This is a genomic window from Rhizobium sp. USDA 4016 (genome assembly GCF_056279705.1).
The window spans coordinates 403271-417760 of record NZ_JBWCCY010000003.1 but is presented as its reverse complement, the minus strand read 5'-3'; the positions used below and the strand labels follow the sequence as shown (position 1 = coordinate 417760).

Genomic DNA, 14490 nt, shown 5'->3' with positions numbered 1-14490 from the left:
TCCAGTCAAACGTGCTCCCCGGATCCGATTCTATATTCAAGTATGTCTTGTAGTCCTGCTGACCCGCAGTAAATACTACCCGTTTCCCGAAATCCGGAGTTCAGATACACGTGTCTAGCTGGCACATTGCGTACATTTACGGCTAGCATGAGACGGTTGATACGCCTTCGGTTTGTCGATATCCATCGAGCGGCCAGGCCGGTCACAGCCTTACCGTATCCATTACCTTGATATGCTCCGCCGATACGAAGATTGTGCAGCGTAAAAGCATCTGGCGGTGCCCATTCTGGCAACGCTTCTTTTTCTCGAAGGACTAAAAAGCCGACGATTTCGTTTCCGACCGCAACCGCGAACGGATGCTCATGTTCCGGATGTGAACTATTTCGAAGCTCAGAGAACACCACATACAACGGATCGACAAAATGCCCTTGCTCGGGCCGAATTTGCAAATGTTTGACTGCAGCGATATCGATGTGCGACAGAGGCTCCAGGGTCGCACCGCACGTTCCATCAGCAAAACTCACGGCTTCGGGCTGCCTCTCCGAATTGGGTCCGGTTGAATGTGAGCTCAACGATTGCCGCGGAGACGTGGTCACATTGCTTGACGTCTCGTCAATGAGGCTAGAAAGGACTTCATCGAGTGTTCGTCTGCCCCAGACATATGAGGACCAGCCTGTCAACTTCTTGGTTGGCGCTTTGACCACCAACGGCTCTTCGCGCACCGGGTCAGACCATCCTGGTACTGATGAGAGCCAATCTTTGTCATATACAGTTTCAACGTAGCGGTGCCCCTCATCGGGAAAGATCGTAACGACTTTGCTGCCTGAGTTTTTGCGAGACCACCAGTCCGCCACTTTGAAAGCAGCGCCACTCGTGAGCCCCATAAACATACCATAATTCCGGTGCAATTGGTGAGTTGCACGAAATACCTCGGCTGACGTCAGCCAGTGAACCTCATCGAATTGTCTGTGATCGATGTTGGAAGGAACGATCTCACCACCTAGACCGCTAAGATCGACCAAGGTTCCGCTAGGCTGCCCAAACAGAACAGAATTCGGTGTATCGACTCCGATCGTATATAAATCCGGGAACAGTGTCCGTAGGTATTTAGCGGTGCCGCACATGGAGCCCCCTGATCCAACGCTACCAACCAAGCAGTCGATCTGGCCCATTCTATCGATTAGCAGTTCCGCAAATTTTGCGTAAGCGAGCGGATTGTCAGAGTTTGAGTATTGTGAAGGCCAATAGCTGTCAGGTATCTCTTTTAAATATTCAGCAAGCCTATTTAACCGCGCTTGTTGGAATCCGCCGCTGGGGTGGGCCTCCTCGACAATCTCCACCTTTGCGCCAAGCTCGACAAGGCGCCTGTGAAGATGTCGGTCAATCGACCAGTCACTCACCAGTACAAGTTTGTATCCATGCTGTACTGCAAGCATCGCCAATGCGAGGCCAAATGTACCGGATGAGGTCTCGCAGATAGTAGCACCCGAAGTTAGCAATCCTTGCTCCACGGCCTGTTCCAGCATGAAGCGTGCAGGTAGGAGCTTCATAAGGAAGAAACTAGCGCCATATAGACCATCCCTCATTTCAACGATCCGAGGATTTTCGAAGTCCTCAAGCTTGCGCATTAGCTTAGCCACTTGCCACTCTCCAATTAATTTACTGAGTCACGACAGAGGCCTCAAAGCCCTTATTTCTTAGGTCGAAGGCAGCCAGTTCCAACTTCTCAGCAGCGCTTTCGCTCGCCGGATCGAACATCAACCCGACTACTGTCCCACTGTGAGCAACCTGCACGCCCAACGCACTATGCCGAACGCCAATGGCCTCGATATCGCGCAAACGCGGCTTTTGCAGGAATCTCTCGTTGATCCGAGCGCTTGCTGTAGCGACGCGGCCAAGCAAGTTAAGATCGTTAGCGTTAATCGCATGGCGCAGGAGCGCCCGGAGCGGCCGAAATAATTCGATCTCCGCACGGGTATACTGAGCCGGTTCGAATTGGAGTGTGTCGACAGTTTTGCCGGGCCTTGTATCTATGCTGACAAAATCGATGGGCGGAAGTGAATTTTTAAAAGACTCTATTACCGTCGCCTCTCGATGTGCAAAGAGCACTGCCGGTCCAAAAAACAGGGTGGAATCACATGCCGTCTCGGCGGCCACGGCAAGTTGCATTATACAATCAGGCGATGCCTGTTTCCCCAGATAGTCAAGAACGGCTAAGATACTGGCCAAGACGTCAGCGGTAGATGATCCCATCCCGCGTCCGACAGGGATGTTGCTGTCAACCGTCAAATGTCCACCGATTCCAGCATGTGCGAACCTCTGGAGCGCGAGCTCCGCAGCACGCTTGGCCTTTTCACAACATTGTGGAAAAACCGACACCCCCTCTTCACTCGTCGGCTGGAACTCTGCCTTTGAGGTGAGGTGGGGACAAGGCAAGGAAACTAGGCCACGGCGCAACCGAGCACCCTTATCCTCAAAAATACCCTGTAGAAGCTCTCCGTGGTGTCCGATGGCCTCACCGCGCCCTCCTGTTACCTGCATGGCGAACCTCCTAGCTTACGCCGGTTGGAATCGCTGTTGAACAACGATCGGCGCTTCCTGCTCGGCAAGGTGGCGGGCAAGCCGCTGCCGGTGCTTGAGGGCTCCGCAAGAGCCGTGCCAACTGTGTAGCAGGCCCACCCGGAAACCAATTCCGCATGATATTCAATGACTAAGCTCTGCCCAATCAGAAGCTTGCCGGAATGATTTGAACACGTGGAGGATCCGACAAGTCAGACAGCAAGTGTCGATTCCCGACACTCAATGTGCGTCCGTCGCCGGCGGGGTAATACTACGTTCGGCCGGCGACGCCACTCCTATCTGAAAGCTCAATGCGCCAGCGGTGCGATCGTGGATCCGTAGCGAGGCGAAATCGGACATCAACTAGTAGCGTTCCGCAGAGATTATGACTTCTGTAGTTGCCGCCCGGAGTGCAAGAAGATTCTGATCTAAAATTGCGAGTGATCGAGTGCGGTCTTCGGCAAGGCCTTTGGGTGCGGCATTTTCCAGCAGCCGCTGGCCGGTGTGGTGATCTGCGGGCCAGGTCCAAATCTCTTTGTCGAGCTTTAATGCTCGCGTCATAATGCTGGTTTTCCTGATCCAGATTTGTTCGATCATTTTGCCCATTCGGGTCGTCGCCTTCTGTCACCCTTCGTTGGCGTCAGGCAGATTTTGCATCACATGCATCATGCCGCTGCCACCTGCGCCGGAATTCGATAATCTCCTTTTTAAAATCGTCCGCGCCATCTTGTTCGCGAGTGCAATTGCGACCAGCATACGGGGTTTTCGGACTACCATCCGCGCGAGCCACAAACCCTCCGGAATTGATTTGCTGCCAAGCCAGTTCAGGCGCGACATCGCGCCGATAATAAGCAGTCTGCGGATGTCAGACTGCCCAGCCTTGGAAACGCCGCCGAGCCTTTCTTTACCGCCGGAGAACTGGCGTGGGACAAGGCCAAGCCACGCGGCGAAGTCGCGACCGCAGCGAAAGGTCTCCATCGGAGAGGCAAAGGCTTCGACCGCCAAGGCGGTCAACGGGCCTACGCCGGGAATGTCAATAAACGCCAAAGTGCGCCCAAAGAATCTTTCCTATCGACATTCGTTACAAGCTCGATGATGTCATCACCCCGCCCCTCAAGCGGGGTCCCCCGTACATTTCGCCGAAACTTATTCTCGCTCTGGGATAGCTTACGAGGCTTTTTCCAATCACCGTCTGGCCAATCAACCGTCAGACTGAAGCACTGGTCGCTCTTCGTGACAATAGTCGCCGAAGAAATATTCTGACCAATATCCCAGAAGGCTTTTTCAGCGATCGGATCCACCTCAATTTCGATTCTCTGCATCAAATCCGCAACGACTGGATCCCGCATCATTGCTGGCGAATACCACTCCCTTCCCACCTCAATTGAAAGCAACGCCATCGCTGAAACGTACTGCACTGAGAGTTGGGCATCGATATCAGAAGCGGGAGCGGCGTCTGAGAACCATTCTGGAATTCTTTTGAACGTGCAGATTTTCAGTTTAGCGACGTTTTCCCAATCGATGTTGTGAGCCGCGACGAGCTTCGAAACCGCTTCAATAGTCGTATGAAGAAAGGCGCAGCACGGGTATGCCTTGAGGCTCGATTCCCGAGTCCGCCACACGGTAGATAAGTTCTCCGACAGATGTTTAGGCTGGAACTTGTCGGATCCGATGATCATCGCGAAGCCCCTCTCGGCATCGCTTAACATCGCAAAAGGACCGACAATGTTGTGCCGAGCGCAAATTGCGGCATCGAGTCCTCCCAACGCCATCTGACCATAATTCGCTTTCAGTGCATGCGCTGGTCGGCCATATTGGACATACCAAAGAGGAACATTCGTGTTCGCCCCAGCATGCCCCAACGCAGAACGAAACTGCTCTTCAGTACCCCCGGCAACAGTCATTGCAGCTGCACCTGCCGCGATACCGTGCCAGGCGTGATAAACAGCAAAACGCCTATACACCTCCGGACTGGCCTGGGTGGCGTCGTGCACTCGCAAACCTGCTTCGTAGCCAGCCACCACGCCGGCTAAAAACTTCTGCGGTGTTGCGCCAACGTGCTCTGCCATGGCTAAGGTCGCCGGTACAACTGTCGCGCTTGGGTGACCAGATGCATCATCCTCGTAATCGAGCACATCTGCCAACCATGCATTGACCTTAGCAGCCAAAGACGGCGCAAGCTTTAGCGGTGCGCCTGGGACGCAGCAGCCATTCGGACCTGATCCACCACTGTATGCCGCCAAAACCTTCTCGCCGAGCGGAGTAACCGTGCCCGCTACAATGCAACCAAGCGTGTCAAGCGTGATTAGCTTGGCCGTCTCAATCACATCAGTGGGAATATCCTCGTACCTGAGATCCGCGAGGAAACGCGCGAGCAAACCCGCATCGCCATGGATCGGACTACGGGGAAAAAGTATGTGCTCGAAGGAGAGAGATGCGGCGGCGCCATCAGCTTCGAGAGTCGACGTTCCATTTGGCATTAGTTCTTCCTAACCGGCTGAAAGTGATAGTGTTCTGGGCATTGCGACCGCAATGGCCTTAGAGCTCGAGCGGTCTGTCGTGACAAACCGCTCAAGTCCGATTGTTTCAGGAGAAGGGTCGCCTCAGCGCTGCCCGAACCTAGCGGTATTCCTCCTTGCAAATGTCGTGCAACAGCGCCCTGGCTTCGTGCGACAGCGTCTGATCACAGTCGAAGACGACCATTCCGAGATGCGCTCGACCTCCCAACGCCAGCATCAACGTCATACGCCGCGTTGCACCACTGCCGATGTTCAGACCGTGTTCGGAAACTAATCATCCTATCCTCTGTGGTTACATCTCGAGCGCAACAGACGGCATCCTTCTGCAGTCTGAAAGAGCAACGTTCACAGACGCTTAAGGTAGACCTGGTATACCTTGTATGTCAAGATGAATATTTGAACTCGCCATGGCGATTGGGAGCATTGCTGGAAGCAGAAAAGCTGCGGGGCGCTGTCCTCTAAGGACGTCGGCCGCGCTGTCTTCTTGTCTAGTCAGTGAGCGTGAGGTCAGGCAAGTGCATTTTAACCGCGTTGTGCAGAACCAGCGCTTCGAATAGGATAGAATCTTGCATGAGCCCCATCGATACCTACCGCGAACATCATTTAGAAAAGGGAGTGATGAGATGGCTCTTGAGCGAGAACGGCGTCAGCTGCGTCGATCTGAAGGCTCTCGTCACCGGCCGGTGGATTTGAAACAATAGGATCCACCGGCCGGGCTTCGCCCTGGGAGGAGGCGACAACGTTTTAGGCCACTCGAGGGAATTTTTGTCCCGGCGTTAGATTCACTGCAATTTGAGCAATGTTCATGGCATCTAAACCGAAGTGCCGATAAATGTCCGTGATGGTGCCGGTCTGTCCGAAATGCTCCACGCCGAGGCTGTGAGTACGGTGACCCAGGACGCCACCGAGCCATGAAAGTGTGGCGGGGTGGCCGTCGATAACGGTGACAATCGACGCGTGGCGCGGAACTGGCGACAGCAGGCGCTCAATGTGGCCTGTGGCGTTAGCATGGCCTCGAGCACGCGCTCGTGTGGCCGCCTGCCAACCGGCATTGAGCCGGTCGGCCGACGTAATGGACAGTACACCGATGTCGCGGCGCATATCTGCCAATATGCCTGCAGCAGCGATTGCTTCGCTTGCTACCGTTCCCTGATAGGCGAGGACAATCTCGCAACTTGGTCCGGGCTCCCGCAGCCAATACGCACCGTCTATAACTCCTTGCTCGAAAGCAATGGTGGGTGCTCTGAAGGGCTGTTCGAGTTGGCGAGTAGACAGCCGAAGGTACACCGCCCCGCCGGTCTCGTCGCGCAGCCATGTTCTCTCGTCCGGATTCCCCTCGCCGTTTCGCTGCATGTAGTCGAATGCCCACGCCATGATGATCGCCAACTCGTCTGCAAATGCAGGCTCGAAGCTCGCTAAGCCGTCCTGGCTCATGCCGATCAAGGGCGCGGCGATGGACTGGTGCGCTCCGCCTTCCGGCGCAAGGGTAACGCCGGACGGAGTGCCGATGATCATGAAGCGTGCATCCTGATAGCATGCATAATTGAGCGCATCGAGTCCCCGCGAAATGAACGGATCATAGACCGTGCCAATCGGGATCAGCCTCTCGGCAAATAATGAATGAGACAACCCGAACGCACCGAGGAGCAAGAACAGGTTCATCTCCGCGATGCCGAGCTCGACGTGCTGCCCCTCAGGCGTGAAACTCCATCTCTGCGCGCTCGGCACCCGTTCGTTGCGGAAGGTGTCGGCCAACATGGTGCGCGCGAACAACTGGCGCCGGTTGACCCATGGCCCGAGATTGGTCGAGACAGTAACATCCGGCGATGTCGTGACTATGCGGCTTGCGAGATCACTGTCGGACTTGGCGATTGTGTCCATGATCTTGCCGAATGCAGCTTGCGTCGAAATTTTGTCACCTGGCGTCGTGGGGGATAACGATACCTCAGACGCAATTGCAACAGACGAGGCGGCGTGACGTCGACGCCCGGCGGCGAAAAAGGGAGTTGCTGCGATAAAGCCCTTTACTTCCTCGTCATCTAGATCCAGCCCCTCAGCCAAATCCCATTCGTGTTCCGGACGAATGTTCATTTGTTGTTTAAACGCATCCATCTGCGCCACGGTCATCAGGCCCGCATGGTTGTCTTTATGCCCAGCGAGCGGCGTACCCCATCCCTTGACCGTATAAGCAATAAACACGGTGGGGCGGTCATGGTCGATTGCAGCAAACGTTTCCGTGAGGGTTCGAATACAATGACCGCCCAAATTCGCCATTAAATGGGATAGTTCTCCATCGCTGCGCTTTTCCAGCAGCGAGCTCACGCCGCCCTGATCGCCGATTTCGTCCATCAGCTTCTTTCGCCAGGCTGCACCACCTTGGAATGTCAGCGCTGAATAGAGCTGGTTCGGACATGCGTCGATCCACCTCTTCAGAGCGGCTCCGCCCGGCTCATTGAAGGCCGCACGCTGGAGAGCACCATACTTCAGGGTGACGACATCCCAGCCGAAAGCGCGGAAGACAGTCTCGATGCGGTCGTAGAGACCTTCACGCACCACCCCATCTAGACTCTGTCGGTTGTAGTCGATGACCCACCACGTGTTACGCAGATCGTGCTTCCATCCCTCTTGCAGGCACTCGTAGACATTGCCCTCGTCGAGCTCCGCATCACCGACGAGCGCCACCATCCGTCCTTGCGGTCTGCTTGCTGCTGCCCAACTCTTCGCATGCACATAGTCTTGTACGATTGAGGCAAATGTCGTTATCCCCACCCCTAATCCGACAGAACCGGTAGAAAAATCGACGTCGTCGATATCCTTCGTGCGGCTCGGATAAGACTGTGCCCCCCCGAATCCGCGAAAGTTCTCCAATTTCTCGCGCGTTTGATTACCGGCCAAGTATTGAAGAGCATGGAAAACAGGTGAGGCATGCGGCTTAACCGCAACGCGATCCTCCGGTCGCAGGACGGAACAGTAGAGCGCCGTCATGATCGACACCATAGAAGCAGACGAAGCTTGATGGCCGCCGACCTTGACTCCGTCGACCTTTTCCCGACGGTTTGCCTGATCGATCATCCAGCACGAGAGCCAGAGCACCTTGCGTTCAATGGCACTCAAGAGTGCAAGATCACTCTTCCGCACGCCACCACTCTTCGGTTCACTACTCTTCATTGGCTCCGTCTCTCCATGGCGTGCGAGCCAGGCTCGAGCGCGCCCGTCCTTCTGTTAATGCAAAATCTGACTTAGGAACTTCCTGGTGCGAGCATGCTCTGCATGGCTGAAAAATTGTGCGGGTTTGGCCTGCTCAATAATTTCGCCGCCATCCATAAACACGATCCTGTCCGCGACTTCTCGCGCAAATCCCATCTCGTGGGTGACGCAAATCATCGTCATGCCGTCGTTTGCGAGACCGGTCATCACATCAAGCACCTCTTTGACCATTTCCGGATCCAGTGCTGACGTTGGCTCGTCGAACAACATGATTTTCGGCTTCATGCAGAGGGCGCGGGCAATAGCCACCCGCTGCTGTTGCCCCCCGGAAAGCTGACGTGGGTATTTTCTGGCCTGCTCGGCGATACGAACGCGTTCGAGGTTTTCCGTCGCGAGAGCTTCCGCTGTTGCTCGAGTCATTTTTCTCGCGCGGATCAAAGCCAGGGTACAGTTCTCTAGCACCGTGAGATGTGGGAAGAGATTAAATTGCTGGAAGACCATCCCGGCTTCACGTCGCACCTCCGCGAGCCCCTTCATTCCAGGGAGCAATTCCGTACCATTTACGATTATTCGCCCCTTCTGATGTATTTCCAGCTGATTTATGCACCGGATTAGGGTGGATTTACCCGAGCCTGAGGGGCCACACACCACCACACGCTCTCCGATTGCCACGTCGAGATTGACATCATGCAAAACCTGGAACGCTCCAAACCATTTCGAAACATTCTCGATCTGCACTGCAGGAGACTTTAGGACGCTGAGCGAATGCGTTGAGGTGCCTTTTTCCGCCATTACAGATATCATTTCTTCCTCCACGACTACCTTTTTAGGCCCGCTCAATGCGACGGCGCGACAACACCGAGGCGCCGCTCAAGACGGGTGACCAGCGCGACCGCGATCAGCGCCAGGATCAGAAACAGAATACCGACCACGAACATCGGTTCGGCGTAACGGTAGGTCTCCGACGCGACATCGAATGCGCTGCCCAGCATCTCGGGAACTGCGATAACCGCGAGCAAGGGCGTGGTCTTGAGAATGGCGATCGAATACGCTCCGAGCGGCGCTGCGATGTTGCGCAACATCTGTGGCGCTATGACAAAGGTAACGGTGTCAGCCCAGCCGAGCCCGAGACTTTGCGCAGCTTCGCTTTGCCCCCGCGGAACAGCGTCGATTCCGGCTTTAAAAACCTCTGATATGTAACCCGAGTAGTAAAAGCTGATGCCAAAGACGCCAACAAACATAGCGGGCAACACGATTCCGTAATAGGGCAACACGAAAAAGAGGAAGTAAATCTGCACCAGAGAGGGTGTAGAACGGATTGAATCGATAATAAACTGAACGATCGGACGCACCAGCCAGTGAGAGCGCCTAAGCATCTCCCAAAAGAAACCTAGCATCGTAGCCCCAGCGAAGCTTAAGATTGCGACTAAGATTGTGTTACCGACTCCCTCCAATATCGCTGGAACGATCTCAAGAGCGAAGGCCAAATCAAAGCTCATTGACACGCCCTCCGTTCGAGGCCTCCAAGTAGCGTCCAAGGATTGTTACGGGATAGCACACGATAAGATATGCCAGCAAAAGTCCCGAATATATTCCTACCGGATTGTAGCTCAACTGTGCGATTTCCTTTGCTCGAAAGGTCATATCCGTGAGCGTGATGAGCGACACGAGCGCTGTGCCCTTGATCAGCTGTATACCCTCATTGATGAATGTTGGAATCATGGCCCTGATCGCCTGAGGCAACTCGATTAGCCTAAGCACCGTGAAGCGGCTTAAACCCAACGCTAAGCCAGCTTCACACTGCCCGCGATCGAGAGCTTGGAGTGCTGCACGAACCGATTGACTTGCATAACCGCCGGCATTCAGTCCGAGTGCCATTGCACCAACGGTAACCGCTGACAGATAAATGCCAAACGCCGGCAACGAGTAATAGAAGGCGTATAGTAGCACGATCACCGGTGAACTTCGCCAGAACTCAATAACTGAGGTGACACACCAGCGGACGACACCGGACGAAAAGTGCTGCAGAACCCCGGCAAACAGAGCGAATGGTATCGCGTAAAGCAGTCCGTAGATGGCGACCTTGGCGGTGACACCGAACCCTTGGAAGATACCCGCCATGATATCGAGAAAACTCATTCGCTCTGCTCTCCTCTTTTATGCCTGTCTCACCGGAAATTATCGGGGCAGATACTTTTCGCCGTTACATCCTCAGGTGCAATCTCAGCGTCGGTAAAGCCGTACTTCGCAAAGATTTTTTTAACGGTTCCCTCAGCTTTTCGCTTTGCGAGGCTCTCATTATAGAGATTGCGTAGTTCGACGTCGTCTGGCCGAAATACAATCGCTGCGTAATTCTTGACCTCTCGGCCATTTTCCACCAGCCCCTGAAACGGCGTTGCCCGCTCAAGCTTTCCTTTCAACGCCGGATCCTTAAGGGTATTGATGACCGTGGCGCTGGATTCTGTATCTGCCTGAATTCGGCCGGCCAGAAGTGCTGCAACGGAAGCCTGCACGGTATCGAAAAGTAGGACGCGCTCTTTTGGAATACCTGCTTTGATAGCGTTTTCTGGGTTAACGCTGCCTCGACCCCCGCCAATAATTAGATCCGGGTTTTTGGCAATATCCTCGTAGCTATGGATATTGTTGGGGTTACCAGACAGCACCATCACTCCATCGCCAATCGCGAGATCGGGATCGCTGAAAATGACCTGCTCACACCGGATCGGCGTAATCGCCATGCCGGCCGCAACAACGTCGATCCGCCTTGAGATCAGGCTCGGAATAAGGGCGCCCCATTCCATGACGACGTAGTCGACCTGCTTGACGCCAAGAGGCTCAAGGACGGCCTTGAGCATGTCTGGATGCACACCGGTGACGCTGCCGTCCTCTCCCTTGAACCCCCACGGCGCCTGATTTTCGATGCCGATCGTAATCTTGCCTTCGCCAAAAACCCGATCCTTGATCGACTGCGAATTCGCGGCGGAGATGCCGGTGCCCAGGAGCGCCAGCGCGGCGCCGCCGATCAACACTGCTCGTCTCAACATGTGATTTCCTTTCATTTTCGTTCCCCAACGGTTGACGACACCGTCGATCTATACTAGGTATACCAGATATGTCAACAGAAATCAAAAGTCTGGCTCGTTTTCTAGTGCAATACTAAGCGTTATGGATGATCCCGCACAAAATTTTCGACCCAATAGGAATGGAGCGCATCCGTGGTTAGAACGCATTTACGAAGCACGTTGTCTCTGCATGAAACTGTGCGCGAGGAAATCCTCACTCGCATACGGAATGGCGTCTATAGGCCAAAGGAGCCTATTCCTTCGGCGGCCATGCTGACGGAGGAGTTTGGCGTCAGTCCGATCACGGTGAAGCGAGCGTTGCGAGATCTTCACTCGGCCGGGGCGTTGATTTCGGTCGCGGGAAAAGGCACATATGTTAAAAAGCACCGGCGTGTCCTACGCGAACTCGATGTGTGGCTGTCGTCAATAGACGAGGCTGCCCTTCAGCTGATCTCCATTACTCGCGAGAAAATCTCCGATCCTACACTGCGCACCTTCAGCCCTCCCGAGGAGGCGATGCTTTGTGTGCGGAAGATCATCTTCGCCGATGACGAGCCCTTCCTCTACGACGCCACATTTCTCTCATCGGATGTAGATGGCGAGGTCATTGACGAGTTTGGCAAGAGATTCGTGACTGATGCCCTTGATCGCCATGATATTCATGTCGTCAATACAGATCTGATTATCGACGCGGCACCCGCTTCCGGAAATGTAGAGGAAATATTTGGGATACCAACCGGTTACCCAATGCTGCGTCGTCTCTATAAAATACGAACGAGTGATCCGAGGATTACTCTCTTCGGAGTAGTTCAAGCTCCGTTCGATAGACTCTCTTGCTCAGTAAGTCTTTCCGGAAATCTCAAGCGCACTATTAGGGAGCCTCCAAAGTGAACTCATCTGTTCTACAAATCCCATCTATCTTCCGCCTGCCGGCCCCGGCTGTCCCTGAAAACGAGCTACGCCACCGTCTGGAGAATATTCGACGGGAAATGGCTAATTGCGAGATCGATGTTATCGTCCTGACAGACAAGAAGAACGTCGATTATTTCACCGATTATCAAGAACTATCCTGGGACAGCAAAACCCGCCCTCTGTTTGCGATCGTGACTGCGCAGGATTTCATGGTGGTGGGAAGCCTCGGCGAGGCGCCGACGATCGACATGACGCCTCGAATTTTCGAGCCCCTTTATTACGACGGCTACCTGGCTGAGGCTGTCGGCGCAATTTCCAACTGGATCCGCGAAAATACAACCGGCGTCCGTCACACGGCGGTAGACTACGGACAGGACATGTTTGGCCGTGGCTCATTGGCTCTGCTTGACGCTCTGAACTCGTTCTCATCATGCGGAAAGGTACAGACCGCTACCGATGCAATTTGGAGGGTTCGTCTGATCAAATCCAGATTTGAGGCTGACCTCAAACGAACAGCATTTGAGATTGTCAACACGGCCTTTGATCAAACCATCGCCCGCGCGCGCATCGGCATGACGGAGTACGAACTCTTCTGCCTGATGCAGGCGCAAACCTATCTCAATGGCGCCGAGAGCACAGACCAGATTGCCATGCTCTTTTCAAAAGGCGACTTTTCTTATGGTCGAACGGCAAAGGAACGCGAGCTCGAAGAAGGTCACTACGTCTGGACCGATTTCCGAGCAACGTACGGCGGCTATCCGGCGGACCGCAATCGCATCGCCCGAGTCGGCGATCCATGCGAATGGGAGGTTAAGACGTACACCGCGGTGCGATCACTCACGATCGAGCTTGCGCAGCAGATCCGCGCGGGAATGACTTGCGCGCACGTCTACGCTATCTTTGAAATGATGTGGAGTGAAGCAGCCTTAGGGAAACTGTACAGCCACGTCTCTCGGATTGGCCACGGCGGCGGACTGGATCTGACAGAGCCGCCATCCATTTCCAAAACCGATTTCACTGTCATCCAACCGGGGATGATCTTTCATCTCGAACCTAAGCTAGAGCGCGACGGTGCGGTCTTCCAATTTGAGGAGGTCGTCTTCGTCACCGACAGCGGGGTTGAATTCCTCAGCGAACTCTCGCCCGAGACTGTGCCGGTAATCCGATAGTCAACTCTCCAAAAAGAGCCTACAATGTCAAATTCTACACGCATCTGGTCTTCCATCGATTTCGATAAGGACGGCAAACAGACCGATTGCCTGCGCCTTCCTATCTCAACCGATTTATCCGCGTATGGCTGGATACCCATCCCGGCGGTTTGCCTTAAGAACGGAGACGGACCTACTGCGCTATTGATTGCCGGCACACATGGCGATGAATACGAGGGCCAAATCGCGTTGATGCGACTTTCCCGGAAGTTGAAGCTAAGCGATATCAAAGGGCGCGTCATAATACTGCCAGCCCTCAATTTCCCAGCGGTGAAAGCCGGACGACGTGTTTCGCCTATCGATGAGGGCAATCTTAACCGTCTCTACCCGGGTCGGGCGCACGGGACCGCAACGGAAATGATTGCGCATTACGTGACGGAAGTTTTCCTTCCTATGACCGATTTGGTGGTTGACCTGCATGCGGGTGGCCGTTCACTTGACTATCTCCCCTCTGCGCTGATCCGGCCTGGAAGAACAGCAACGCAACATGAAAAGTTGCTTGAGTTGTTGGACGTCTTTGGAGCGCCGATTGGCTTTATCTCAGACGGCAGCGGAGGCGGCGGAAACACTACCCTTCCAGCAGCAGCCGAAAATAGCGACGCACTTGTCATCACTGCGGAATTGGGTGGGGCCGCAGCCCTAAACCGTCAGGGTTTGGAGCTCGCAGAACAGGGCGTAGTAAGGCTCCTCAAACATATCGGGATTTTGCCATCGTACGACGTCGCCGCTCCCGGCCCCGTCCGCCTGATGAATGGCTCTGGCACGGATCTGTTTATCTATGCCGACGCCGACGGCCTCTACGAACCATTGGTTAACCTCGGAGATGAGGTAAAGGAGGGGGAAGTTGCTGCACTGCTTCACTCGATCGACCGGCCTTACGATGAGCCTGAAGAAATCCGCTTTGCCAGGAGCGGGTTTGTTGCCTGCAGGCGCTCTCCGATCTTGGTGACGCGTGGGGATTGCTTGTTCGAACTCATGGAGGATTTGACGCCTCCGCATCTGCAAGGATAATCCTGTGCCAAG

At 54.5% G+C, this 14490-nt stretch carries 13 protein-coding genes and 1 pseudogene; 4 read left to right on the top strand and 10 right to left on the bottom strand.

The genetic code is table 11. The annotated features are described in order from the left end of the window. Positions 1-5: 5 nt before the first annotated feature. From ACZ9DP_RS15160 to ACZ9DP_RS15140, 5 genes and pseudogenes are all read right to left on the bottom strand, one after another. Entirely contained in the window at positions 6-1640 is a 1635-nt protein-coding gene (locus ACZ9DP_RS15160) for a pyridoxal-phosphate dependent enzyme (RefSeq protein WP_476202736.1), read from the bottom strand. A gap of 19 nt (positions 1641-1659) precedes the next feature. Then, entirely contained in the window at positions 1660-2541 is an 882-nt protein-coding gene (locus tag ACZ9DP_RS15155) for a GHMP family kinase ATP-binding protein (protein WP_476202734.1), read from the bottom strand. Positions 2542-2922: 381 nt separating this feature from the next. Beyond that, positions 2923-3165 carry a hypothetical protein gene (locus tag ACZ9DP_RS15150; RefSeq protein WP_476202733.1) on the bottom strand — a complete coding sequence of 81 codons (243 nt, stop codon included), beginning with the start codon at positions 3163-3165 and terminating at the stop codon, positions 2923-2925. 59 nt (positions 3166-3224) lie between these two features. Next, positions 3225-3588, bottom strand: a pseudogene (locus ACZ9DP_RS15145) (transposase); the annotation flags it as partial. Next, positions 3579-5039 (bottom strand): MmgE/PrpD family protein, encoded by a 1461-nt coding sequence (locus tag ACZ9DP_RS15140; protein WP_476202732.1) that lies wholly within the window; start codon positions 5037-5039, stop codon positions 3579-3581. The pseudogene ACZ9DP_RS15145 and the gene ACZ9DP_RS15140, both read right to left, overlap by 10 nt. A 609-nt stretch (positions 5040-5648) precedes the next feature. On the opposite strand from ACZ9DP_RS15140, the gene ACZ9DP_RS15135 reads away from it, so the two are divergent. Further along, entirely contained in the window at positions 5649-5771 is a 123-nt protein-coding gene (locus ACZ9DP_RS15135; RefSeq protein WP_476202731.1) for a hypothetical protein, read from the top strand. Positions 5772-5822: 51 nt separating this feature from the next. On the opposite strand, the gene ACZ9DP_RS15130 is transcribed toward ACZ9DP_RS15135, so the two are convergent. Genes ACZ9DP_RS15130 through ehuB form a run of 5 tightly spaced genes read right to left on the bottom strand, consistent with a single transcriptional unit; the run spans position 5823 to position 11329 of the window. Further along, the gene (locus ACZ9DP_RS15130) at positions 5823-8246 is read right to left on the bottom strand and encodes a transketolase-like TK C-terminal-containing protein (RefSeq protein WP_476202730.1); all 2424 of its coding nucleotides are present in this window, start codon (positions 8244-8246) and stop codon (positions 5823-5825) included. 54 nt (positions 8247-8300) lie between these two features. Continuing rightward, positions 8301-9077: an amino acid ABC transporter ATP-binding protein gene (locus ACZ9DP_RS15125; RefSeq protein WP_476202783.1), complete on the bottom strand. Its 777-nt coding sequence runs from the start codon at positions 9075-9077 to the stop codon at positions 8301-8303. A gap of 44 nt (positions 9078-9121) precedes the next feature. Beyond that, a complete protein-coding gene (ehuD, locus tag ACZ9DP_RS15120; RefSeq protein WP_476202729.1) occupies positions 9122-9784 on the bottom strand; it encodes an ectoine/hydroxyectoine ABC transporter permease subunit EhuD in 663 nt (220 codons plus the stop codon). Then, the gene (locus ACZ9DP_RS15115) at positions 9774-10424 is read right to left on the bottom strand and encodes an amino acid ABC transporter permease (RefSeq protein ID WP_476202728.1); all 651 of its coding nucleotides are present in this window, start codon (positions 10422-10424) and stop codon (positions 9774-9776) included. Before ACZ9DP_RS15115 ends, ehuD begins: the two co-directional genes overlap by 11 nt. 29 nt (positions 10425-10453) lie before the next feature. After that, positions 10454-11329, bottom strand: a complete 876-nt coding sequence (gene ehuB, locus ACZ9DP_RS15110; RefSeq protein ID WP_476202727.1) for an ectoine/hydroxyectoine ABC transporter substrate-binding protein EhuB — start codon at positions 11327-11329, stop codon at positions 10454-10456. Positions 11330-11527: 198 nt separating this feature from the next. Between ehuB and ACZ9DP_RS15105 the strand changes: the two genes are divergently transcribed. The 3 genes from ACZ9DP_RS15105 to ACZ9DP_RS15095 are packed head-to-tail and all read left to right on the top strand — an operon-like array spanning position 11528 to position 14478. Further along, positions 11528-12238, top strand: a complete 711-nt coding sequence (locus tag ACZ9DP_RS15105) for a GntR family transcriptional regulator (RefSeq protein WP_476202726.1) — start codon at positions 11528-11530, stop codon at positions 12236-12238. Continuing rightward, the gene (locus tag ACZ9DP_RS15100) at positions 12235-13428 is read left to right on the top strand and encodes a M24 family metallopeptidase (protein WP_476202724.1); all 1194 of its coding nucleotides are present in this window, start codon (positions 12235-12237) and stop codon (positions 13426-13428) included. The genes ACZ9DP_RS15105 and ACZ9DP_RS15100 overlap by 4 nt, the downstream gene beginning before the upstream one ends. A gap of 24 nt (positions 13429-13452) precedes the next feature. Continuing rightward, complete coding sequence (locus ACZ9DP_RS15095; RefSeq protein ID WP_476202723.1) at positions 13453-14478, top strand: succinylglutamate desuccinylase/aspartoacylase family protein; 1026 nt, start codon at positions 13453-13455, stop codon at positions 14476-14478. The last annotated feature ends 12 nt before the right edge of the window (positions 14479-14490 follow it).

Bases quoted from the DNA above. Each gene is read 5' to 3' on its own strand.
- ACZ9DP_RS15115 (WP_476202728.1), bottom strand. From the start codon at position 10,424: ATGAGTTTTCTCGATATCATGGCGGGTATCTTCCAAGGGTTCGGTGTC.
- ehuD (WP_476202729.1), bottom strand. From the start codon at position 9,784: ATGAGCTTTGATTTGGCCTTCGCTCTTGAGATCGTTCCAGCGATATTG.
- ACZ9DP_RS15155 (WP_476202734.1), bottom strand. From the start codon at position 2,541: ATGCAGGTAACAGGAGGGCGCGGTGAGGCCATCGGACACCACGGAGAG.
- ACZ9DP_RS15130 (WP_476202730.1), bottom strand. From the start codon at position 8,246: ATGAAGAGTAGTGAACCGAAGAGTGGTGGCGTGCGGAAGAGTGATCTT.
- ACZ9DP_RS15135 (WP_476202731.1), top strand. From the start codon at position 5,649: ATGAGCCCCATCGATACCTACCGCGAACATCATTTAGAAAAGGGAGTG.
- ACZ9DP_RS15125 (WP_476202783.1), bottom strand. From the start codon at position 9,077: ATGGCGGAAAAAGGCACCTCAACGCATTCGCTCAGCGTCCTAAAGTCT.
- ehuB (WP_476202727.1), bottom strand. From the start codon at position 11,329: ATGTTGAGACGAGCAGTGTTGATCGGCGGCGCCGCGCTGGCGCTCCTG.
- ACZ9DP_RS15140 (WP_476202732.1), bottom strand. From the start codon at position 5,039: ATGCCAAATGGAACGTCGACTCTCGAAGCTGATGGCGCCGCCGCATCT.
- ACZ9DP_RS15150 (WP_476202733.1), bottom strand. From the start codon at position 3,165: ATGGGCAAAATGATCGAACAAATCTGGATCAGGAAAACCAGCATTATG.
- ACZ9DP_RS15095 (WP_476202723.1), top strand. From the start codon at position 13,453: ATGTCAAATTCTACACGCATCTGGTCTTCCATCGATTTCGATAAGGAC.